Origin of the sequence: Paenibacillus sp. AN1007, from assembly GCF_040702995.1 — a bacterium.
GTDB lineage: Bacteria > Bacillota > Bacilli > Paenibacillales > Paenibacillaceae > Paenibacillus.
In genome coordinates, this window is sequence record NZ_CP159992.1 from 5,934,998 (window position 1) to 5,957,210 (window position 22,213).

The 22,213-nt window shown below is 46.3% G+C and carries 16 protein-coding genes; 12 read left to right on the forward strand and 4 right to left on the reverse strand.

The window, feature by feature from the left end; all coding sequences use genetic code 11:
* Positions 1–7 precede the first annotated feature (7 nt).
* The 3 genes from ABXS70_RS26700 to ABXS70_RS26710 all read left to right on the forward strand — a co-directional run bounded on the left by ABXS70_RS26700 (position 8) and on the right by ABXS70_RS26710 (position 1,405).
* Positions 8–511, forward strand: a complete 504-nt coding sequence (locus tag ABXS70_RS26700) for a hypothetical protein (RefSeq protein WP_366292185.1) — start codon at positions 8–10, stop codon at positions 509–511.
* A 173-nt stretch (positions 512–684) separates the two neighbouring features.
* A complete protein-coding gene (locus tag ABXS70_RS26705; RefSeq protein WP_342553491.1) occupies positions 685–1,125 on the forward strand; it encodes a hypothetical protein in 441 nt (146 codons plus the stop codon).
* Positions 1,126–1,234: 109 nt separating this feature from the next.
* The gene (locus tag ABXS70_RS26710; RefSeq protein WP_342553490.1) at positions 1,235–1,405 is read left to right on the forward strand and encodes a hypothetical protein; all 171 of its coding nucleotides are present in this window, start codon (positions 1,235–1,237) and stop codon (positions 1,403–1,405) included.
* Between the two features lie 97 nt (positions 1,406–1,502).
* Here ABXS70_RS26710 and ABXS70_RS26715 read toward each other — a convergent pair whose 3' ends face one another.
* From ABXS70_RS26715 to ABXS70_RS26725, 3 genes are all read right to left on the reverse strand, one after another.
* Complete coding sequence (locus ABXS70_RS26715; RefSeq protein WP_342553489.1) at positions 1,503–1,964, reverse strand: hypothetical protein; 462 nt, start codon at positions 1,962–1,964, stop codon at positions 1,503–1,505.
* A 10-nt stretch (positions 1,965–1,974) separates the two neighbouring features.
* Positions 1,975–3,132, reverse strand: coding sequence for a WXG100 family type VII secretion target (locus ABXS70_RS26720; RefSeq protein WP_366292190.1), 1,158 nt, complete (start codon positions 3,130–3,132; stop codon positions 1,975–1,977).
* A 764-nt stretch (positions 3,133–3,896) separates the two neighbouring features.
* Entirely contained in the window at positions 3,897–4,397 is a 501-nt protein-coding gene (locus tag ABXS70_RS26725) for a hypothetical protein (RefSeq protein ID WP_342553487.1), read from the reverse strand.
* Positions 4,398–4,756: 359 nt separating this feature from the next.
* On the opposite strand from ABXS70_RS26725, the gene nikA reads away from it, so the two are divergent.
* From nikA to ABXS70_RS26755, 6 genes are all read left to right on the forward strand, one after another.
* A complete protein-coding gene (gene nikA, locus ABXS70_RS26730; protein WP_366292193.1) occupies positions 4,757–6,322 on the forward strand; it encodes a nickel ABC transporter substrate-binding protein in 1,566 nt (521 codons plus the stop codon).
* The gene (gene nikB / locus ABXS70_RS26735) at positions 6,322–7,269 is read left to right on the forward strand and encodes a nickel ABC transporter permease (RefSeq protein ID WP_342553485.1); all 948 of its coding nucleotides are present in this window, start codon (positions 6,322–6,324) and stop codon (positions 7,267–7,269) included. Before nikA ends, nikB begins: the two co-directional genes overlap by 1 nt.
* Positions 7,266–8,120, forward strand: coding sequence for a nickel transporter permease (nikC, locus tag ABXS70_RS26740; protein WP_342553484.1), 855 nt, complete (start codon positions 7,266–7,268; stop codon positions 8,118–8,120). Before nikB ends, nikC begins: the two co-directional genes overlap by 4 nt.
* Complete coding sequence (locus tag ABXS70_RS26745) at positions 8,117–8,917, forward strand: ABC transporter ATP-binding protein (RefSeq protein ID WP_366292198.1); 801 nt, start codon at positions 8,117–8,119, stop codon at positions 8,915–8,917. The genes nikC and ABXS70_RS26745 overlap by 4 nt, the downstream gene beginning before the upstream one ends.
* Positions 8,914–9,696 (forward strand): dipeptide/oligopeptide/nickel ABC transporter ATP-binding protein, encoded by a 783-nt coding sequence (locus tag ABXS70_RS26750; RefSeq protein WP_342553482.1) that lies wholly within the window; start codon positions 8,914–8,916, stop codon positions 9,694–9,696. Before ABXS70_RS26745 ends, ABXS70_RS26750 begins: the two co-directional genes overlap by 4 nt.
* 404 nt (positions 9,697–10,100) lie before the next feature.
* Positions 10,101–11,606, forward strand: a complete 1,506-nt coding sequence (locus ABXS70_RS26755; RefSeq protein WP_342553481.1) for a malate:quinone oxidoreductase — start codon at positions 10,101–10,103, stop codon at positions 11,604–11,606.
* A gap of 121 nt (positions 11,607–11,727) precedes the next feature.
* Here the strand turns inward: ABXS70_RS26755 and ABXS70_RS26760 are convergent, their stop codons facing one another.
* A complete protein-coding gene (locus ABXS70_RS26760) occupies positions 11,728–14,799 on the reverse strand; it encodes an ATP-binding protein (protein ID WP_366292202.1) in 3,072 nt (1,023 codons plus the stop codon).
* Between the two features lie 195 nt (positions 14,800–14,994).
* On the opposite strand from ABXS70_RS26760, the gene ABXS70_RS26765 reads away from it, so the two are divergent.
* From ABXS70_RS26765 to ABXS70_RS26775, 3 genes are all read left to right on the forward strand, one after another.
* Entirely contained in the window at positions 14,995–16,140 is a 1,146-nt protein-coding gene (locus ABXS70_RS26765) for a response regulator (protein ID WP_342553479.1), read from the forward strand.
* 194 nt (positions 16,141–16,334) lie between these two features.
* Positions 16,335–19,151, forward strand: a complete 2,817-nt coding sequence (locus tag ABXS70_RS26770; protein WP_366292205.1) for an Ig-like domain-containing protein — start codon at positions 16,335–16,337, stop codon at positions 19,149–19,151.
* A 39-nt stretch (positions 19,152–19,190) separates the two neighbouring features.
* Positions 19,191–22,163: an S-layer homology domain-containing protein gene (locus ABXS70_RS26775; RefSeq protein WP_366292208.1), complete on the forward strand. Its 2,973-nt coding sequence runs from the start codon at positions 19,191–19,193 to the stop codon at positions 22,161–22,163.
* The last annotated feature ends 50 nt before the right edge of the window (positions 22,164–22,213 follow it).

A 22,213-nucleotide genomic window follows, 5' to 3' on the forward strand; every position in this document is an offset into this window, starting at 1 on the left:
AAGATAAATGGGATATTTATTAAATAAAGCTGTTGAACGTCTAAAGTCAATAAATGATGTGACAGAAGAAAAGTTACAAGAATCCCATCATGTTTTGATCGTAGAATATTTCAGAAGAGTTAATTTATTTTTGGACATGAAGGCTATTAACATAGATCGGTATCCCATATTTAGTTTTGCCAAGACTATAGGAGAAACAATAAACAATGAAGTATATGATTGCCTTCCAAAACTAAATATTTTTCAAAATGTATATATGAAGGCGGTCTGTTATAGTTTTTTAGAAATTTCCGAATTAGCAGATCGAGGTGTACAAGAAGCATATAAACATATTGATTTATTTGAACCTATTATTAAATTTATGGAGAGAGGTGGGAGCTTCACAATTCGGCAAGGTGAAATGATGGTGGGAGATTCGGCATATCCTCTTAATTATTGGAGAGATAAGGTTATTGAGGAACAAGATATCAGTGAAAGGACTCTACAAATACTTGATGAAAGGCCATTTTAAAAGTTCAAATAAATACAGATTTTGCTCAAACAAAAAACATACGAAATCTGCTTGGTCAACTAGCGCCGGGTTCCTACGGCATTCTTCACGTAAAAGAACGGATATGAACAAGAGGTGACCAGAGTGATTCTGAAACAGCAGTAACCAGGATTAATACGATTAATTGGGAAAGTGTGGGGACGCGCTCTTCTGAAATAGAAGCCGATTTAGCACGGGAGTATCTAAGAAGATTAACACTCTTCTTTAGAGACACCTCTAATAAACCTCTGCCTCCTTTCATAGCTAATGTTGCTAGTATACTTGGGGATGAACAAGAAATTGAAATCTCAAATTATTGCAACGTGGAAGCCATGGCAACACACGGTAGTAACGTGTATGTGTATAAAGTTTTTGAATACTACTTGCAGTTAGCGAAGCTAGCTGATCAGGATCATGGTTATGTTGATTACTTACTTATATATGAACCATTCATCAAAATCTTTGAAAGAGAAGGATTGGTTGTACTAAAACCAGGAGAATTAAACGTGGTAGGGTTTGCACATATTCCATTAAATCATTGGTACGATAAGTTTATAGATATGGAACCGTTCGACTTAAACAACTTGAAAGAATAAATGTCCTGAATAGGTCTTCTTAGTAACTAGCATTGTAGTTTTTGAGAAACAAGACGGATGCAAAGTATATATTGAATACGATTGAGTGGAACCGGAGTGTGCTCAAAATATGTTCACGATTTCATTTAAAGCCATAGATGATTTGGACGCACTGAAGCAAATGTCGGCAGAGCAGTTTGATCAAGCCAAACAAGATATAGATGGAATAATGGAATTGAATTTCAACGGAAGAACGTTTGGTTTGTTTCTGTTAATGGTGAATTTCACCTTTTGTGCCTAAGTTAGAGGATGAATGCTGAGCGTTTGCTCTCCTGAGAGCGGAAATGAACAATACGATAAACAATTTTGATCTACTCCCTAAAATTCAATAGCATCTTTTAGTCTTGATCAGGAAGAATAGGCATTTTATCTTCTACATGAAACCATTTTTCGATATGATCATTTAAAGCAGGGATATCCTTAATACCTAATTCGCAGATTTTATTGTATCTTTCACCCAATATACGCTTTAAGTCATAGTGTTCTTTAAATTCGTCTGTTGATCTTGCTAAGAATACTTCATATGGCTCTAAGCTGTAATTTTTATTACGGCTCTCAAAACTTAGGTACAATTTCCACTGAAGTTCCCCTTCTTGGAAAGAATCTACACATTTAGCCAATTGGTTATACACTTGCCCTGGACTATGAAATCGAAAATATAATCCAGGTGTACTGTGGTAAATGTTCTCTTTTGCAAACATATTAAATTTGACCCATTCGTAGGTACAAAGCTTAGATAATGTATAGCCTATGAGGTGGGTCAATTGAACGTCTTTTTTATCCATGCTATATATATTCATAACGTCACCTCTAATTTTCTAATGGTTTAATTGATAGTTGTATTTTCCCGTTATTATGTTGTTGAATGGATTTCAAATAACTTTCTTTAAGTACAGGCTTATCTCTATATCTGGGGTCATAAACATATTTGCCGTCTGAATATACTGTGTGATAATAGAAGTCTTGCTTCGTTCCATATTGTTCAATCTCAATGGTTCCTTTATCCGAAGATTTGAGAGTGATTATTTGACCTTTCCCTTTAGCCGCTGTTGCTAAATCCTCCGCTATTTCTGAACAATCATAGGATAGGTTTGCTCTGTACATCTTAGATTTATCCAGCATTGCTTTATTCACGTAAGGGTTCCCAAATTCAGGGGGAGAATCTTCCTTAAGGTCTGATTTTTCTTCAGTATCCTCATTCCTATTCTTGCTTCCTCCAGAATCGGTATGAGGTGAATGGTGCTGTTTACCATCAATTGACTTAATCCCGACCTTCCAGCCAAAAAGGCCAAGAAGCATGGAAGTTGTGATATTTGCAGCGTACTCTGCTCCGCCTTCTTGCTTCATTTTATCGAATTCGGCTGTAATATACTTCTCTGCCTGATTTCGGGTATCTCCGTTATCCCAGGCGTAGTTCCAAGTAAATGCAATACCGTTTCCGATGTCCGTAATTGTACCGATGGTATTATCATACAAGAAGTTACCCGCAGTATCTAATGGATGTTCAATAAAGTCTTTACCTAGCTGCAGGGCAGAATCACCAATGGATATGACGTTCTCTCCGGCTTGCTTAAAAAAAGCTTCCATGTGTTCTTCAACGCTCCGTTTAGAAGGGGACTCGTTAGGACCACAAACAAGATCATTAGCACGAGCTGCACCCGTATTAGCCTGATACTGTAGTAACGCGGAGATATTAACCATAGTGGAATCACTATCTAAAAAACGATCCCGGATCTCTTCCAAACGAAGAGATATTGTATGAAGCAGATCAAGAGTGGTATTTAGGTTTTTCTCTGCATAACGAGACAAATGGGCAAAGCGCTCGGCAGTCTCGCCCTCAAAACTGTCTAGGAGAGGAGTGAGTTGACTGTGCAGCCTAGCTAAAATTTGTTGCAAATGCCCATGTCCTAACTTAAATAGACCAATTGTATGTGTCATTTGATCCACAGGAATTTGTATCTTCGCCATTATTTCAATCCTTAATTTTTATCATAAAATATATTTTACTCCATGTTAGATGATGTGTTTGAGAGTCTTTGGTGCCATTTTTTTGAATCTTATTCCTAATTTTGTGTTTTATGAGTGGATCAAATGGACTTTTTTTCAGATAAAAGTGTTGTGTACTCTGAAAAAAAGCAAGTGACTTAGATCTGTTGCTCTAAAAATAGGACCGCAACACCGAAGGAGATTTTGAATGATTTTGATGAAGGGTACAAGTCAGGAGGTTAGCCGGATAGTTTAGTGTGATGACTTCTGCTAACATAGTATTATCATTTTCATTTCTGAGTTTATAAGAGTTGAAGCAAAGTTGTTGGATTTGGTGCGAATAAGGGAGAATCAAAAGCTTTTATAAAATGGCTGAGCTTCGTCAATTTAACCTAATAAAGTTATTTGTAATTCCTAAATATAAAAGAGTACCAGCGGATATCAAAATAACTGCTAGGAACAATCCACTAAAAACAATAATTTTGTCAACCTTATTCCATTTTTTAATCATTGTCATCCACCCCCTATTTTCAATTCTCAGGAACATCATAGAAATAATCATAATATATCTTGCTTTATTCTTACTTATATGATGAACGAGGCGGAACTATTAGCATGCGGCAGGGTGAGATTATAGCAGGGGGATATGTCTTCCCTTTGCAAATGTGGAGTATATGTCTAAACAGACTCCAACGGATATAAGTCATGAGGAGCTGAGAGCATGGATAGGTCACTACTCATTGATATTAACTATCCTTTACCTGCAGTTTTTTAGTTTCTATTATCTTCATCTTTTTATTGGTATCTCCGTCTTGATCATCCGTTATGGTGAATTCAGCGACTGCCGAAATATAATAAGTGCCTGATTTCTTAATCTTATACGTGTAATCTTCCGTGATATTTGTTCTTTCCTTCAAAATACGATTAAGTCCTCCATCGTTAACAGCCATTGAATTGATCTGCCTCCTGTTCTCATCCTCGATTACATAAGTAAATAACTGCACCCTACTGGAAATGGGGATTGAGGTCATGCTTTCATTTTTCAAACTTGCTTGAATTGAAAATGGTTCATTGACCTTTGCGGTTTGTGGTAGCAAAAGCATGACTTTAAATGGATCCGGCCTGGTGTTCATAGTAGAGGAGCCGTCTTCCACAATGGACGCGGAATCTGGATTCGGGTTTGGTAAGGAACAGCCTGCGAGGAGAAACAGGGCGAGAACTCCCACAAGATACTTTTTAAAACTCATAATTGATCCCCTCCTTTCCTATATAAACGGTATTTAAGATCTTTATGTTTCAATGTCCGAATACTATTATGCCAGCGAACTTCGTAGATATTTTGAACAGATTGATCCTATAGCGTTGCAAAATGCCGAAGGTTACTGTTCACATCTACTTGAAGACTACGAAACAGGTTTGCAGCGCTCCATATGAAACAAAAAACATACCCAATCCGCTCTCATTGGAGAGTCGGATTTTTTTGCGTCCAACCCACCAAAAATATCTTGTCAAAACGTAATCATTACGATAAGATAATACTCATTGTTTAGATGATAATGATTACGATTAACAACCATATGAATTAGAATGAGAGAGGGGCATGACCTTGTTTACGAAAAAGAAGCCTTTGCTGGTGCTAATCTCCTTGGCCCTGAGTGCTGCAGTGCTGCTCACCGCTTGTGGAGCATCCACATCTAGTCCGGCGGCGCAAGGCAATACCATTACCCAAGCGAATAAGAACGTTCACTTCTTATATAACTTCTCCACCAGCTCCCTTGATCCGCATGTGGATTCAAGTTATGTGCCGCTGCGTGCGGGCATCACGGAAACGCTGCTGCGTCTGGATGAGGACAATCTGACCGTTGCGCCGTGGCTTGCCGAGAGCTGGGAGAGTAAAGATGGTCGGCACTGGACGATTCATCTGCGCGACAATGTGACTTTCCAGAATGGTAAACCGATGACAGGGGAAGCGGTTAAAGCATCTCTGGAGCGGGCGCTGAAGGAGAACGTGGCCATCCAAAACACATTGAAGGTGGATACGATCAAAGCCGAAGGGAACAAACTGGAGATCACCACGACCGAGCCGTTCCCTGAGTTTGCATCCGAACTGGTTAATCCGAACACGGCGATTATTGACGTTAGTGAGCCGGATATTGTGAACAAACCTGTCGGTACAGGCCCGTTCAAGCTTACTTCATTCACGGCAGGCAGCAAGCTGGAGCTGAGCCGCTACGATACATACTGGGACGGGGCTTCGCCGCTGAACTCCGTGACATTTTCGTTCAATGAAGATGCCAACGCACGTTCACTTGCACTGAAGTCCGGTCAAGTAGACATTGTCTACCGCCCGGAAGTGGAAAGTCTGGATTCCCTCAAAGCCATTGATGGGTTGAAAGTCGAATCCACCTCCACGTTCCGCGTGCACCAGTTAACGATGAATATGCAGCGGGAGAGCATCAAGGATGTGAATGTCCGCCGAGCGCTGGATGCGCTAATTGACCGCAAGGGCATTGTCGATACGATCCTGCTTGGCTACGGCGAGCCTGCCATTGGCCCGTTCCTGCCATCGCTGCCCTTTGCGCCTAAATACACACATGCAGCAGCGGAGAGCGGCCCGGATGTGGCTGTAAAATATCTTGGCGAAGCTGGTTACACCCAGCAAAACGGTGTGATGACCAGAGACGGCAAACCCTTGAAGCTGACGCTGCTCACCTATTCGTCACGCGCCGATCTGCCGCTCATTGCACAAGTGTTCCAGTCCGATGCGAAAAAGATCGGGATCGATGTGCAGATTCGTCAGATTGATGCACCGGAAGAATACATGGCCTCCAACCGGGACTGGGACATCGCAACATACAGTAATCTAACCGCTCCACGAGGGGATGCGGGTTATTATCTGAATGCGACATACCATCCGAAGGGTGCGCTGAACTTTAGCGGATCGGAAGACCCGGCACTGACCAAGATCATCGACGAACTGAACCTTACCGTTGAACCGCAGAAACGCGCGGAGCTGGCAGAGAAAGCAGCGAATTATGTACATGATAACGTGCTGAACTCCTTTGTACTGCATCCAGCAACGATTGTGGCCTACAACGGCAAGAAGGTGAAGAACTGGGTTACCACGCGCAGTGAATATTACATGATCACAAACAAGCTGGATGTGATGTAATGTTTCGCATTTTGATTCGCAAGTTTCTGGAGGTATTTGTATTTCTGCTCTTCATTATGTTTGTGAGCTTTCTGTTCATCCGGCTTGCTCCCGGCGATCCAGTGCTGACCATCCTGAATGTTGAGGAATTATCGGTCAGCAAGGAGCAAGTCGAAGCGCTGCGGGAGGAGATGGGCTTTAATGACTCGCTTCCGGTACAGTTTGGTCGCTGGCTGCTTGATTTTGTACGGATGGACTTTGGTGTATCCTATTCAACAGGTCAGCCGGTGATGCAGACACTGATGCGCGCACTTCCGGCAACAGCCGAGCTGACAATCGGTTCACTGCTGATCATGTTAATCGTGGCCATCCCGCTGGGCTCCCTGTCCGCACTCTATCGGGGCAGCTGGATCGATCAGGGCAGCCGCATCATATCGATTCTGGGTGCCGCAGTGCCCAGCTTCTGGTTGGGACTCATCCTGATTGACTTGTTCGGCGTGCGATTCGGAAGTCTGCCAACGATGGGACGGGACGGATTCACCTCGCTTATGCTGCCATCACTGACGCTGGGACTTGCCATCTCCAGTGTTTATGTACGTCTTTTACGCTCCAGCCTTCTGGACTCTCTGAGTCAGGAATTTGTACGTTCTGCCCGGGCTAGAGGGATCTCGGAGGGGCGTATCTTCTTCCTGCATGCATTCAGACACAGTCTGCCTCCGGTGATCACCGTATTTGGGGTCAGTTTGGGGAGTCTGATTGGCGGCGTGGTGGTGATTGAAGTGCTGTTTGCTTATCCGGGGATCGGCAAGCTGGTAGTTGATGCCATCCGCCAGCGCGATTATCCGTTGATTCAAGGATACATCCTGATCATGGCCATCATCGTGTTCCTCGTGAATACCGCCGTCGATCTGTCGTACCGTTATTTAAATCCAGAGATGAAATTGAAGGAAAGGGAGGCCCACCGATGAAAACAATGCCCCTGCGCATGCCGTCAACCAAAACAAAAAAGCACAGCTGGCAGGCCATCATCGGCATGCTGTTTGCACTGCTCGTTATCGCGGTCTCCCTCTATGCCTTTTTATACCTTAAACATGATCACACCCTCACCGACCTGCGCGGCAGACTGCAGGGCATGAGTGTGCTTCACCCGCTCGGCACTGACCATCTGGGCCGTGATGTGCTGACACGTCTGCTTCTGGGGGGCGGCCAGACACTCGGTTACAGCCTGCTGGCACTCGGCTCAGCACTGCTTATAGGTATTCCGTTTGGTCTAATAGCAGGGTACAAACGCGGCTGGATCGACAAGCTGTTCATGCGTATTGCAGATGCGTTTCTGGCTTTCCCGGATACCATCGTGGCGATTGTACTGAGCGGTCTACTTGGTGCAGGCATCGGCAATCTGGTACTGGCGATTGTCATTGTGAAATGGGTGAGTTACGCACGTCTCGTTCGAAGCACCGTCCTATCCGAGTCGCAAAAGGATTACATCCGTGTGGCCCGGACGAACGGTCTGTCCGATGCACGAATCATGACCAAACATCTGCTGCCGCATATTGCAGGTCATGTGCTGGTGCTGGCGAGTCTGGATCTCGGCAAAATCATCCTGCTGATCTCATCCTTATCCTACATCGGACTCGGCGCACAGCCACCAACACCCGAATGGGGAGCGATGCTGAACGACTCGCGTCCCTATTTCCAATCCAGACCTGAGCTGATGGTCTTTCCGGGACTCGCTATTGTCTCCGTTGTGCTGCTGGCGAATATGCTGGGCGACTACCTGAGAGACCGGTTTGATGTGAAAAAGGAGGTGCAGTCATGATTCTCTCCATCCAGGAGCTGAGCATCTTCAGCCGGGAGCGGACGATTGTGGATCAGGTATCCCTTGCTGTCCGCGAAGGGGAATTCATGGCGCTCGTGGGACAGAGCGGCAGTGGTAAAAGCCTGCTCTCACAGGCCATTGGACAGCTGCTGCCGCCCAACCTGCGCGCATCTGGACGTGTCCTGTTTGAAGGCAGCAGCCTGCTCGAACGGAAACCGAAGGAGATGCGAACACTGCGCGGACGCAATATCTCGTATATTTTTCAGGACTATCAGGGAGCATTTACACCTTTTCGCAGCATTGGCGGACACTTTGACGAATATCAGAAGGTGCATGGAGAGAAGTCTGCCGCGATCCGTAAAAAGCGTGCCGCAGAAGCGCTGGAGTCTGTTGGACTTCACCCCGAGCTTCTTCGCCGCTATCCGTTTCAGCTGAGCGGGGGTCAGCTCAGACGTGCATCCATTGCAGCGTCGCTCATGCTCTCGCCGCGCCTGCTCATTGCCGATGAAGCAACGACCGCGCTGGATAGCATGTCCGCGCATCGCGTACTGGAACTGCTCGCACGCAAGCAAGCCGAGACGGGCTGTGCAATCCTGTTCATTACGCATGATTGGCGGCATGTGCGCCGATATGCGAACCGCTTGTCTGTCATGAAAGAAGGGCAGATCGTCGAATCTGGCGGCAAGCATCGCATTTTGGATCATCCCCAGCATGAATATACACGCCAATTGATTGAAGCGGCGCCTGTATTGAAAAGCAAGTTAAAGTCTGGATTGAAGGAGGGGGGTGCAGAGTGAGAAGCCAAGCCAGCCAAGTCGTGTTACGTGTGGAACAGCTCACCCGCACCTATGCTGGTGCGGAACATCCCGCCATCAACGATATCTCGTTCACCCTTAATCGCGGCGAGTGCCTGGGTCTTGTCGGAGAGAGCGGCTGTGGCAAAAGCACACTGGCCCGGTGTCTGCTTCGCATCGAGGATGCGGATCAAGGCTCGATCCAGCTTGGCGGGCATGACATCGCGCGGCTGGATGGACGTCGTTTGCGTCCGCATCGGAGCAAAATTCAGATTGTTTTCCAGAATCCTTCGGCTGCACTGAATCCAAAGCTCACCATTGGAGCTTCCTTAATCGACCCCTATGAGCAGCTAGGGCGGGATGCCAAGCTAGAGCACTTTACCTATACATCAAAGGAAGCCTACATCCGTCAGCTGCTGGAGGCGGTAGAACTTCCGAATGAGCTGGCGAACCGCTACCCCCATGAGCTGAGCGGCGGGCAGCGGCAGCGCGTGACCATTGCCCGAGCCATCGGCATTGAGCCCGATGTCGTTGTTCTGGATGAACCAACGGCCAGTCTGGACGTCATCTCACAGGGAGCGATTCTGCAATTGCTCACCGATCTGCGCACGTCGCTTGGCCTGTCCTACCTGTTTATCTCGCATAATTTGGCGGCGGTGCACCGGATGAGCCAACACATCATCGTTATGCAAACCGGACAGATTGTGGATCGGTTTGGTGCGGATGCGTTGTTCGCCGAGGAACGCCACCCGTATACGAAGGAACTGATTTCAATATTCTGAGGGCACGGCGCGTATGAGCATATGAACTACTTCTTTCTACAATAAGAGCCGTTATGCGAGGGTTATCATGCATGCGGCTCTTTATGCACCCTTTTTCACAGCGATACATAGTCTTTAAAACAGGGCCTTTTACCAGGCGAATGCAGAGTTCCTTCTTTGCTTTGAACAAATAAATCTTTCAGGCCTATAACCGGGCTAACGAACCGCGGCAAACTAGCGTATACTGAGGAAATAGCAAATATCTTGAAATTGCATATTTAAATTGCTCTATATTATTGATACACTAGTTCAAGGTTATATTCATTCAGACAAGGCGTGAACCCTCGAAGAGTGGGCTTGCAGCCAATGCCAAATCGATAACGCTTACATCCTTTTGGCAAATATAGGATATAAGGACGGTAAACATGAGCCAGGGACAAACGAGTACAGATGTAATCTTGATCGGTGCCGGAATTATGAGTGCAACTTTGGGAACTTTGCTGAAAGAATTGGCACCAGACTGGAATATTAAGGTTTTTGAGAAGCTTGCCACCGCAGGAGAAGAAAGCTCGAACGAGTGGAACAATGCCGGAACCGGGCATGCTGCGCTGTGCGAACTTAACTATACTGTTGAACGACCAGACAAAACCGTAGATATTAGCAAAGCCATTAAGGTGAACGAGCAGTTCCAGGTTTCCAAGCAATTTTGGTCCTATCTGGTGAATAGTCGTCTGATCCGTAATCCGAGGGACTTCATTATGCCGATTCCTCACCTCAGTTACGTACATGGCGAGAGCAATGTGCAGTTTCTGAAAAGACGGTATGACACATTGTCGAACCATCCGCTGTTCGCAGGCATGGATTTCTCGGACAACCGCGAAGAGCTGGCGAAGTGGATGCCGCTGATGATGAAAGACCGTACAAGCAGCGAGCCGGTTGCGGCGACCAAGATTGACTCCGGTACGGACGTTAACTTTGGTGCTTTAACGCGTATGCTATTGAAACATCTGCAGGAACAAAAGGTGGAAGTCCACTATAAACATAGCGTGAAGAACATCAAACGTAAGAGTGATAAGTCATGGGAATTGACCGTGAAAAATCTGACGAGTGGAGCTGTTGAACGCCATCGGGCGAAGTTTGTCTTCATCGGTGCGGGCGGCGGAAGCCTGCACCTGCTCCAGAAGTCCGGCATTCCGGAAGGCAAACATATCGGAGGCTTTCCGGTAAGCGGCATCTTCATGGTGTGCCAAAATCCAGAAGTCGTGGAACAGCATCACGCCAAGGTATATGGTAAAGCTTCGGTAGGTGCTCCGCCGATGTCGGTACCGCATCTGGATACACGTTATATCGATAACAAGAAGTCACTGCTGTTTGGACCATTCGCTGGCTTCTCGCCGAAATTCCTCAAGACCGGGTCAAACGCTGACCTTATTGCATCGGTGAAGCTGCACAACCTCTTAACGATGCTTGCGGCAGGTGTGAAGGAAATTTCACTGACCAAGTATCTTATTCAGCAGCTCATGTTGACGAAGGAACAGCGTATGAAGGAACTGCGCGATTTCGTGCCAAGCGCGAAAAGCGAAGATTGGGATATGGTACTGGCAGGTCAGCGGGTACAGGTGATCAAAGACACGGTTCAGGGCGGCAAAGGTACGCTGCAGTTCGGAACGGAAGTCGTGACTGCGGCGGATGGCTCGATTGCCGCACTGTTAGGCGCATCGCCGGGTGCTTCGACAGCAGTTCAAGTTATGCTGGAGATTCTGGAGCGCTGCTTCCCGCAGCATATGAAGGAATGGGAGCCGAAGATCAAAGAGATGATCCCGTCCTACGGCATATCACTTGCAGACAATCTGGATCTGCTTCGAGAGGTGAACCTGTCTACGGCGAAATCGCTGGGATTATCAGATGAGAAGCAGGCACTGCATGTGTAACTCATGAATCATATAAGCAAGCATCAATTATTCATATATGCAGGCGCAAAGGAGAAAGCTGAGCTGGGATTAACCCCTGGCTCAGCTTTTTCAGGTTGGTTGTACTTCCATCGATACTCAATTAATTCAAATCTGGATAATCCGGAATAAAAAAGGAAACCTTCGTTCCTTGACCAGGAGAACTTACAATTGTTAAACCCTGCCCATAGAGCTGATTCAGGCGCCGATGTGTGTTAGTTAAACCGATGCCTCCAGGCTCTAACGGATATGGCTTGGGCCATGCTAAAGCTCGTTCAATCTGCTCCGGGTGCATCCCTGAGCCGTTATCTTCAATCTCGATCAGCGTGCCGCCGGTTTGGGCGAGAATGCGAATCCATACCGTCCCGCCCTCCACTTGGCTGAGAACACCATGACGAACGGCATTTTCAATCAGCGGCTGGATTGTGAGCGGAGGCAGCATAATATCGATCTCATGCGGAATGTCCCAGACTACGTTTAATCGCTCTTCAAATCGTTCCTTCTCGATGTAGAGATAGGCTTTGGAGAGGTCGATCTCATGACTAATTTCCACCATTTTCTCCGAATTCACAAAATGAAAGCTGGTTTGCAGATACTCGATAAACGCATCTCCTAACCGCTGCATCCGGTCCGTATCAATCTCACTCAGCATCATAATGGAATTAAGCGTATTAAACAGGAAGTGAGGCTGGATCTGGGCCTGCAAATAAGCCGCTTCCATGCGCAGCCTCTCATCGATCGACTGCTTCAGCACAATCAGTGAACCAATGCGGTGTCTCAGCTCCACAGCATCTACAGGCTTTGTCACATAATCTGTAGCACCGGCCATGAATCCGGCATAAATATCAGCAGGTTCGTTCCTGGCCGTTAACAGCAGAATGGGAAGCTCGGACACCGAGTAGCGTTTACGAACCGTTTCTGTCAGTTCATAGCCGGACATATGAGGCATCATCACATCAGCAATTAATAGATCCCATGACTGCGTATTTAACCATTCAAGTGCTTCTAAGGCTGAAGCTGCGGGTTGAATATCATAAGGTTCATTGGACAGCATGGAGATCAGCACGCGTAAGTTCACGGGATCATCATCGACAGCCAGAATACGGGCAGTCGTCTTCTCATGAAGAATGGGCTGCTGCTCTTCGCTTACACTTGCGGCAGTCTCTTCAAAATGATGAATATCCCATCGCGGCAGCGTTTGGTCGGATAAGGCTGCTGTATCTTCCCGTGGAAGTGAGATCTGGAAAGTAGATCCTTGTCCAGGCTCCGATTGCACGGTGAGTTCACCGCCATGAAGCTCGGTGAGCTGCTTGCTGATACTTAGTCCCAGCCCAATGCCTCCACTCAAACGCGCCTGATCTGTGCCCTGTTCGTAAGCATCAAATATACGGGCTTGTAATTCCTCGCTGATGCCTGTGCCTGTATCCGAAACCTGCATGATCACGCTGTTTTCGCAGGCTCGAGCCGATACCGTAATAGTACCCTCATCCGTGAATTTTAGTGCGTTATGCAGCAGGTTGTACAGAATCTGAACAAGCCGTCTCTCATCGGCTTGAACAAGCGGCAGTCCTTCCGGGAAATCTACATTAATCTGCACTTTCTTTCCCTCTGCCATAAATCGGAACATGCCGATGACACCGGATACAACCGATGCAAGAGATAACGGCTTTTTCTGAAGAGTAATGCGTTTTTCCTTCAGACGGATGACGTCCAGGAGATCATCAATCAACTGCGACATGCGCCTTCCGATAGTCATCAGCAGCTTCATGTCTTCGCCATGCTGTCCCCCGGACTTACGCTGTTCGCGCACCGCAATGCTTTCGGCAATGTTAATGATTCCATGCAGCGGAGTTCGCAGTTCATGAGCAGTGTTTACAAGGAATTGGTCCTTCTGCTGATCCTCCTCTTTAAGCTGTTCATACAGCATTTCAATCTCATTGGAGTTGCGAAAATACTTCCTGAACCAGTAGGCTGCGAAGCCGAATATGGCTGCGATCACATCAATCGGATAGTATACATTGGTGATTTCGCTGTGTGAATTCACGAATCCCCAGAGCACACTGGATAAGCTGCTCATTGCGGCGAAGAGCAAAAAGCTTGCGTCACTTTGCTTAGCCGCGGCCATTTTGAAGAATAGAAGTACAGACCAGCCGATAGCGAAAAAGTAGAGGAAATCAGGAATCTGGGTGTGAAGCGCATAATACACAAGTGTTACGGGTGCAATGAGCAAAAATCCAAGGTATCCTGTGATTATGCTGGCGTAAATAACAAAGAGCCTTCGTCCCTGAATGGGATTCGCAAAGCTTCTGGCCAGCATGAGAAGAAAGAGTGCAAATGATGCATATGAGATTGCCTTAGCTTTGACGATCCAGGTGAAGTTAAGCGGCAGCCAGTTTAATAACAGACCATCGTGGTCAGATACAACCGTTAGGGCTGTTGCCAGGGTCAAAAAAGAAAAGGTGAGCAGCGCTCGCTGCTTTCGGATGAACAGAAACATAACAAAAGCATACAGGCTGTGCAGCAGCAGTATGGCAAACGTTATTTTCTGCAAATCAATGGATATTCCCCGCTCCTTTCCTATAGCTTCAGGAGAACCAATGTAAAGAGAACGTGTGATTCCTCCGCTAAATGGGTCATCGAAGTTAGCTATCTGCACATGTAGAATCAGTTCACTCGACTCACCTGGTGCATAAGAAGTTACAAATGCAGTCCTTTCTGGTTGATAGTTTGCTGCTTGGCTGGCGGGCTCTCCGAACTTGGCCACAACCGTTCCGTTAATGTCAATGATGGAGGAAGTCTGCATTTTCTGGGCCCAGAGGGCAGCTTCCTTCACCGACGGATCAAGCAGTATACGAAGATGGTAGGTTCCATAGCCGAATGAAGACGCGGCTTGTGGCAGCGCATTACGCCAGTCACCCGGTACTTTAATCCATGTGGAAGGCGTATCTGAACGGGTGTTCTCTTTGGAAGAGATCAATGCATGAGGAGTGAATCCCCATTCTCCATCCAGGGAGATCGGTGAAGCCTTGGCAAGGTCCCAGCCGCGAAGGTCCAACACGCCTCGAACAGGCTCAGGATGATCGGGTATAGCAAAAGCGGCAGACCATATCCAGCGAAATCCCAGCAAAATAGTTAAAAATAGAAGTGACAGTACTACATATTTAGGTATTTTCATATTAGTTAGTGGTTTCATGGCAGATTCTAGTTTTCGACACGCTGCACCGAACTCCTGCATACCCGGCGGCAATCACGGGTATTTTTTTGATTATAGAAGTTAGACAGTTTATCTAAAGTGATAGCGCTATCAATCTAAAATTTATGGTAAAATTATAGATTAAAGGATGATAAGCAAGTCAGAGGAGCTGTGCATATGAGAGTGATTTTGGTAGATGATGAAAATCTCGCTCTGAGCAGATTAAATAAATTGTTGTTAGAGAGAGAAGATTGCAAGGTTATCGGTTCTTTTCTGAAGGCAGAAGAAGCCATAGAGCAGATCAAGCATCATCTGCCTGACCTTGTTTTCATGGATATTCATATGCCGGGAATGAACGGAATTGAGGCGACTGAACGAATTCATGAAGTTTCCCCCAAAACGGAAGTTATTTTCACGACAGCATATAACGAACATGCACTGACAGCCTATGGGCTTGAAGTCCTGGACTATATTATGAAACCTGTAACGCGGAACCGTTTGGACAAAACGATGAAGATGTATCAGCGCAGAGCTGTGCCGACACCTATGAATGTGACTGAAGAACCGGAAGAGCCGTTGATGTTCATCCGCTGTCTGGGAATGCTGCAGGTGCAGCTGCATCCCAGTGAGCCGCCCAAACATTTGAAATTCAGAACGACCAAAATCAGGGAACTGTTTGCCTATCTTCTTCATCATCGAAATAAACCGATCAAGCGGGATACCCTGCTTGAACTGTTATGGCCGGAATTGGAGGAGAGGAAAGGCATATCTAATCTGCACAGCGGTATTCATCGCATACGCGGTATGATGAACGAATTCATGGGTGAAGACCGGATGTCTGTTCGGTATCAGCATTTCGGTTATATTTTGGACACAGGCGAGTTCCGGATTGATGCAGAAGAATGGGAGAGACGTCTTAATCGGTTGTCTGTATTATCACCGTCAACACTTGCTGAACATCGATATGTCTCAGACCTGTATGAAGGCAAATATTATGGTGAGGATGATTATGCCTGGGCAGAGCTGGAACGTCAGCGTCTGCATGCGCTTTGGCAAAATCATGCCATGAAGCTTGCACAATATTATATGGATGCGGACCAGCATAATGAAGCAATTGTGTTATATCATCGAATGCATCAGTTTGACCCGACGATGGAGGAAATCAGCCTTTCTTTGATGAAACTGTATGCTGAATTAGGTAATAAAGACCCGGTAGTGGCTCAATATAATCAGCTGGCAGCGGCATTACAGCAGGAGGCAGGCATAGATCCTGGCTTCGACGTTCAGTTTTGGTACGATGAATGGAAAAATAAAAATAGTTGAACAACGGATAGATACTAGAGTATAAAATTGTTTTGGATGTTCTTAGTCTTACAGCCTCTTTGAAGAGGCTGTTTTTTGTTGTCTTCACATAAGTTGGGCTTGGTCAGAATTTGGTAAGCGGCTTGGTTTAGAATATACAAGATATGTAATACCAAGACCAAATCATACGAAAGATGACAGGAGGCTAAGTCAAGTTGAAGGTATTTAAAGCATTGAGAATATCGTTTCTGGCTTTTGCGGTTCTGCTATCAACCTTCTCATCCTATTTTGCTCCGGGAGCAAGTGCGGCGGATGAAAATATCTATGTATCCTCACAGGGAAGTGATAGTGAAGGTACGGGTAAAGCAGAAGCACCGTTTGGGACGATAGAAAAAGCACTAACAAACATAAGTGCTGCAGGGACGATTGTTCTTCGGAGTGACATCACTTTAGATGGAACCTTGGCAATTAACGCTCAAGGGAAGAACATTCACATCCAATCTGATGAAGGACATGTATATTCAATCATTCGCAGCAGCAGTAACATTGATAAAAATCTGATTGAGGTTAGTGGCGGTAATCAAACGAATACCGTTACCTTTGATAAGCTGATTATTGATGGGAATCAAGTGAACCTGAATGCTGCGAGGCATGGTGTATATGTTTATGGTGGGACTGCCATTTTTAAAGATGCAGAAATTAAAAACCATCTGGTGAAGTCAGGCGGTCAGCCTGCAAGTGTCATCTCACTTAGCGGTGGCGGCGCAAAAGTGGTTATACAGGAAGGAACCTTGATTCATCACAACAAGATTTCTGGATACCTGCGAGATAACCCGTCCAATGTATTAGGGGCTGGTAGTGGGGCAAGTCTGGAAATCGAGGGTGGAGTTATTACCGATAACGAAGTTATGACGGGCAGTAACGGAGTTATCGTCGGCGTAGGGTTGTATAAGAGCCCGACGTTTAAGATGACGGGCGGACAAATAACAAAAAACAAGCTGTCAGGAACGGAATTAGACGAGAACGCTACAATAGGAAATGTAGCCGTTTATATGCGCGGCAGTGCTAGAGATGCCCGATTTGACTTTGGGGGAACGGCTTTTGTATATGATAACCTGAATTCAGACGGGAAACAGCGAAATGTATACCTGAAAAATGCGCAAGCTACAGGTGATGCTTATCTGACACTGGTAGAGGCTCTGCAGCAGGGGGCGAAGATTGGTGTTTACGCCAATATTATGCCTGATGAAGTAGATAATCCAATTGTTGATATTGCAATCGGGCCTAATGCCGGAAGCAGCAGATATGAAGCGACGGAGGCGGACGCAGCGTATTTCGTATCGGATATTAATACGGCAGCTGTCATTCGGTATAACGGGGATAGCAAAAAAGTGGTTTTGTCTTATCAAAAACCGATCGAGCTGAAGCTTACTCAGCCTGGGGATGGCAGTATTGTTGATGTACAACCTGACGTAAGCGGGACGGTTACTCCAGGTTCAAAGGTTACCGTTACCTTGATCAGCAAATCAGGTCTGAACGAACCGCTGATCGCGGAAGCTGAAGTCCGGGAAGATGGGACTTGGAGCTTCACACCAACTACAAAGCTGCAGGGCGGGGAGTACACCCTGAAAGTATCGGCAGCAAGTAATGGCGTTTCGTCTGAAACGTTATCCAGAGATATAACGGTGGTAGACAAATCGGCACTTCGAAATAAAGTTGACGCAATCAACAGTGAAAATTTAGCTGAAGTGAACTATACATCAGAGAGCTGGACTATATTCCAAAATGCGATGAACAAAGCGGCAGAAGTTCTGGATAATCCGACTGCAGCTCAAGCGCAGGTGGACAACGCTCTTCAGGATCTGACGAATGCTCGCACAGGTCTGACTGCAGTGAATGGTACAGACTCAGCTGGTCCTGGGGGAGTGGATAATCCTGTACTCTGGCTGCTGCCGGATGAGCATATGGGAATTGCCAGCGGGGAAAAGGTGAATATCTGGAAAGATCGCAGCAGTAAAGGCAATCATGCATCACAAGAGACAGCGGCTAATCAACCGGTTTATTGGGATGACTTGAATCATAACATCAATTTTAATCCGGTATTGGCATTTGACGGGTCTAACAGTTATATGAATCTGGATGTAAGCAAGCTTCCGCAAGGAAAGAACCCAAGATCGATCGTTACCGTGAGCAAAACGAATCGAGTGGAAGGCATTGATTACATCATTTCCTGGGGGAAGAGTGATTCTAGTGCTTACTCGGGTATAGGGATGCTTCATAATGAAACAAGAGGTGGCTTGACAACCTTTAACAGCGATAGGAATCAAACGTTGTATACTCCTCTAGAGTTCCTGGGAACCACGTTCCCGAACGAGCAATTTGTCACTTGGACAGGTGGAATCACAGCGCCTAACCAAGCCAGAATGTACAGTAAAATGAAGCAGGTACAGCAGCTGAATGATTGGGGAAAAGACAATGCCAAGTTATGGGATACGGGTAATGCCGATGGAGCCATAGTCGGCAAGCTTATCCCGGAAACGAAAAAGGATGGCTATTGGAAGGGGACTATCGAAGAAATTATCATCTATGATCGTGCGCTGACAGATGAAGAACGTCAAAAAATCAGCACCTATTTGGCCATTAAATACGGTTACACGCTGGATCAGACCGTACCGAATTCCTATTATGATTCAAATCTGAATACAATCTGGGATTCACAATCGAATACAGCCTATACCCGCCGCATTACAAGTATCGGTAGAGACGATCAAGGCGGACTGCTGCAGAAACAAGCCAAAGCACAGGAGCAGGGCTCCATTGTGACAATGGCTTTGGGTGACCGCATTGAGAATACGAACTCTGCTAACCAAAACGATGTAGTGAATGATTCTTCTTTCTTTATATTTGGTGATAACGGAGCAGCTGCCGAATTCAAAACCTCCCTGACGAAAGGAGCAGAGAAACTGCTTCGAATGGAGCGGCTCTACAAAGTACAAAAATCGAATTGGGATGAAGCACAGATTACGATTTAACTCGATGCCATCGAAGGCAGCACCCAGCAGCCTCGATATTTGGTTATCAGCAATGATGATCAATTTGATACTCAGGATTCGTTCTATCCTATTGAAAACGGGAAGGTTACGCTTAATACTTCACATTTCAATTCTGATTCGTACTTTACCTTTGCCATTACAGCCAATCCGCTGACAACACCGGAAGTCACACTGACCGGAGACGAGTTGACTTGGGGAGCGGTAGAGCACGCGGATCAGTATGAAGTAACGATCAACCTGGAAAACGGCACGAAGCGGACAGTACCCGTCGAAGGCACATCACTGAACCTTTCTCTGCTGGAACCATCACTGGCGTCCGGCAGCTACACCGTGACCGTAACGGCAAAAACAAACAATCCAGCTTATGCAGATTCGGAACCATCGGCGCCTAAACCATATGTCGTTGTTGACAAAACGAATTTGAAAGCTAAAACCGATGAAATTAACGGTAAAATCCAGACCGGAGAACTGGATAAAGAAGAGTACACACCAGCCAGCTGGACAGCCCTTGATGAAGCGATGAACGAGGCACAGCGAGTGCTGGATGATCCAGCAGCATCACAAGCACAGGTAGATAAAGCATTAGAGGACCTGACGAATGCAAGAAATGCATTAACTAAGCTTACTCCTGATCCTGGAGTAGATAAAACAGGTTTGCAAAATAAGTATGATGGCATCCGGGAAGAGAATCTGGAAGAAGAAGAGTACACACCAGCCAGCTGGACAGCCCTTGAAGAAGCGATGAACGAGGCACAGCGAGTGCTGGATGATCCAGCAGCATCACAAGCACAGGTAGACAAAGCATTAGAGGACCTGACAACTGCAAGAAATGCACTAACTAAGCTTACTCCTGATCCTGGAGTAGACAAAACAGGTTTGCAAAATAAGTTTAATGACATCCGGGGAGAGAACCTGGAAGAAGAAGAGTACACACCAGCCAGCTGGTCAGCCCTTGAAGAAGCGATGAACGAGGCACAGCGGGTTCTGGATGATCCGGCAGCTTCACAAACACAGGTAGACAAAGCATTAGAGGACCTGACAACTGCAAGAAATGCATTAACTAAGCTTACTCCTGATCCTGCAGTAGACAAAACAGGTTTGCAAAATAAGTTTAATGACATCCAGGAAGAGAACCTGGAAGAAGAAGAATACACACTAGCCAGCTGGTCAGCCCTTGAAGAAGCGATGAACGAGGCACAGCGGGTTCTGGATGATCCAGCAGCTTCACAAACACAGGTAGACAAAGCATTAGAGGACCTGACAACTGCACGTACGGGCCTCACTCTGGTGAATGGTGAAGAGAATACGGCTGTACTGCAGACGCTGGTTCCATCTACAGGCAGTCTATCGCCGGCCTTTGATCCTGCCAAAGATTCGTACAGCATCACTGTGCCAAACAGTGTATATCAACTGCAGTTGACGCCAACAGCACTAGATCCCCATGCGAAGATTGAGATCTCGGTTGGAAATGGGGAATGGAGTGAGGTTTCAAGCGGGGTTGTCAGCGGTAATCTCCCGCTTCAAGTTGGCAGTAATACCATTGTTGTAAAAGTGACAGATCCTCTTGGACATGTCATGAAGTATACAATTAACGCAACCAGAATGCCTGCTTCAGACAGCAATAATGGAGGCGGCAGCGGAAATAATGGTGGAGGAAATAGCGGAGGTAACAGCGGAAGTACACCAGTGTCGACACCACCGGCATCTACCCCTGCGCCAACACCAACCCCGGCGGCTCCAAAAGACAATCTAGAAACAACGCGGGATGGCAGTCATCAGCCATTTGCAGTTTCCAAGTCATCGGATTCGAAGCAAACGGTAGTCGAAGTTGATCCTGCCAAACTGCTTGCTGCAATGTCACAGGGTACAGGGCAGCAGTTCGCCATTCATTCACCGAATGAAGGTGATGTGAACGTAGGCGGTCTAACGCTGGAAGTACTGAATCAATTAACGAATCAAGGCTCGAAACTAAACATCAGTAATCCGCTGGCGATTTATCCGGTGCCTGGAAGCAAAATGGACATGAAAGCTGTATCCAGCCAGCTGGGCAGCGCTGCAATGAACGATATAGCCGTGCTTGTCGATATCACACGTTCGTCGGACGCTTTAATCAGCAGTGCGAAGAACAAAGCTGCAGCCGACGGATATGAGCTTCTGGTTAATCCGGTAGATCTGGATCTGACTTTCACGAAAGATGGCCAAACGGTTAGAACAGGCCAGCTGAATGGCTATGCACCGAAATATATTGCGCTTCCGGAAGGAATCGATCCGAACCGGATTACTACCGGCGTGATTATCAACCCGGATGGAAGTATCTATCACGTACCTACTGTTGTAACGAAGATTGACAGTCGTTACTATGCACTCATCAATGACTTACGCAGCAGCGGCTCCTATTCTGTAATCTGGAACCCGCAGGATTTTGATGATGTACGCACACATTGGGGAAAAGAAGATGTAAACAACATTGCGGCTCGATTGGACCTGAAAGGAAATGGAGATAATACCTTCGCACCTAATCGTCAGGTTACCCGTTCCGAATTCGCAGAGCTTGTGGTTCTTAGTCTGGGCCTGATGCGTCAGGATGCTCCACACAACAAATTCCCTGATATCCATGAGACGACCTGGTTCCGATCCAGTGTAGCTTTGGCTAATGAATGGGGTATCGTTAAAGGGTATAATGACGGCAATTTCTACGGCAGTCAGCAGATGACCCGGGAACAAGGATTTGCGATGATTGCTCGTGCATATCGTTTGGTTAATCCAGAAGCTGTCGTGAGTGGAGAGCAGATCAATACCGAGCTTGCTCGATACAATGATTCAACCGCAGTATCTGCTTGGGCTCAAGCAGATATAGCACAACTGATTCAAGCAGGAATCATTCAAGGAAGCGGGAAAGAAACGTTTCGTCCTCAAGCATCGATGACTCGTGCTGAGGTTGCGGCACTGCTCGCAAGAATGCTGAAAGTAACCGATTTGATTGATAAGTAATAGAAGAGAGTTATAATAGAAAAGCCTTTGCTGATATTTGGGGTCAGCAA

What these genes read in the sequence shown, in the direction of transcription:
- ABXS70_RS26700 (WP_366292185.1), top strand. Translation starts at nt 8, where the DNA reads ATGGGATATTTATTAAATAAAGCTGTTGAACGTCTAAAGTCAATAAAT.
- ABXS70_RS26710 (WP_342553490.1), top strand. Translation starts at nt 1,235, where the DNA reads ATGTTCACGATTTCATTTAAAGCCATAGATGATTTGGACGCACTGAAG.
- ABXS70_RS26715 (WP_342553489.1), bottom strand. Translation starts at nt 1,964, where the DNA reads ATGAATATATATAGCATGGATAAAAAAGACGTTCAATTGACCCACCTC.
- ABXS70_RS26720 (WP_366292190.1), bottom strand. Translation starts at nt 3,132, where the DNA reads ATGGCGAAGATACAAATTCCTGTGGATCAAATGACACATACAATTGGT.
- ABXS70_RS26725 (WP_342553487.1), bottom strand. Translation starts at nt 4,397, where the DNA reads ATGAGTTTTAAAAAGTATCTTGTGGGAGTTCTCGCCCTGTTTCTCCTC.
- nikB (WP_342553485.1), top strand. Translation starts at nt 6,322, where the DNA reads ATGTTTCGCATTTTGATTCGCAAGTTTCTGGAGGTATTTGTATTTCTG.
- nikC (WP_342553484.1), top strand. Translation starts at nt 7,266, where the DNA reads ATGAAAACAATGCCCCTGCGCATGCCGTCAACCAAAACAAAAAAGCAC.
- ABXS70_RS26745 (WP_366292198.1), top strand. Translation starts at nt 8,117, where the DNA reads ATGATTCTCTCCATCCAGGAGCTGAGCATCTTCAGCCGGGAGCGGACG.
- ABXS70_RS26755 (WP_342553481.1), top strand. Translation starts at nt 10,101, where the DNA reads ATGAGCCAGGGACAAACGAGTACAGATGTAATCTTGATCGGTGCCGGA.
- ABXS70_RS26760 (WP_366292202.1), bottom strand. Translation starts at nt 14,799, where the DNA reads ATGAAAATACCTAAATATGTAGTACTGTCACTTCTATTTTTAACTATT.
- ABXS70_RS26765 (WP_342553479.1), top strand. Translation starts at nt 14,995, where the DNA reads ATGAGAGTGATTTTGGTAGATGATGAAAATCTCGCTCTGAGCAGATTA.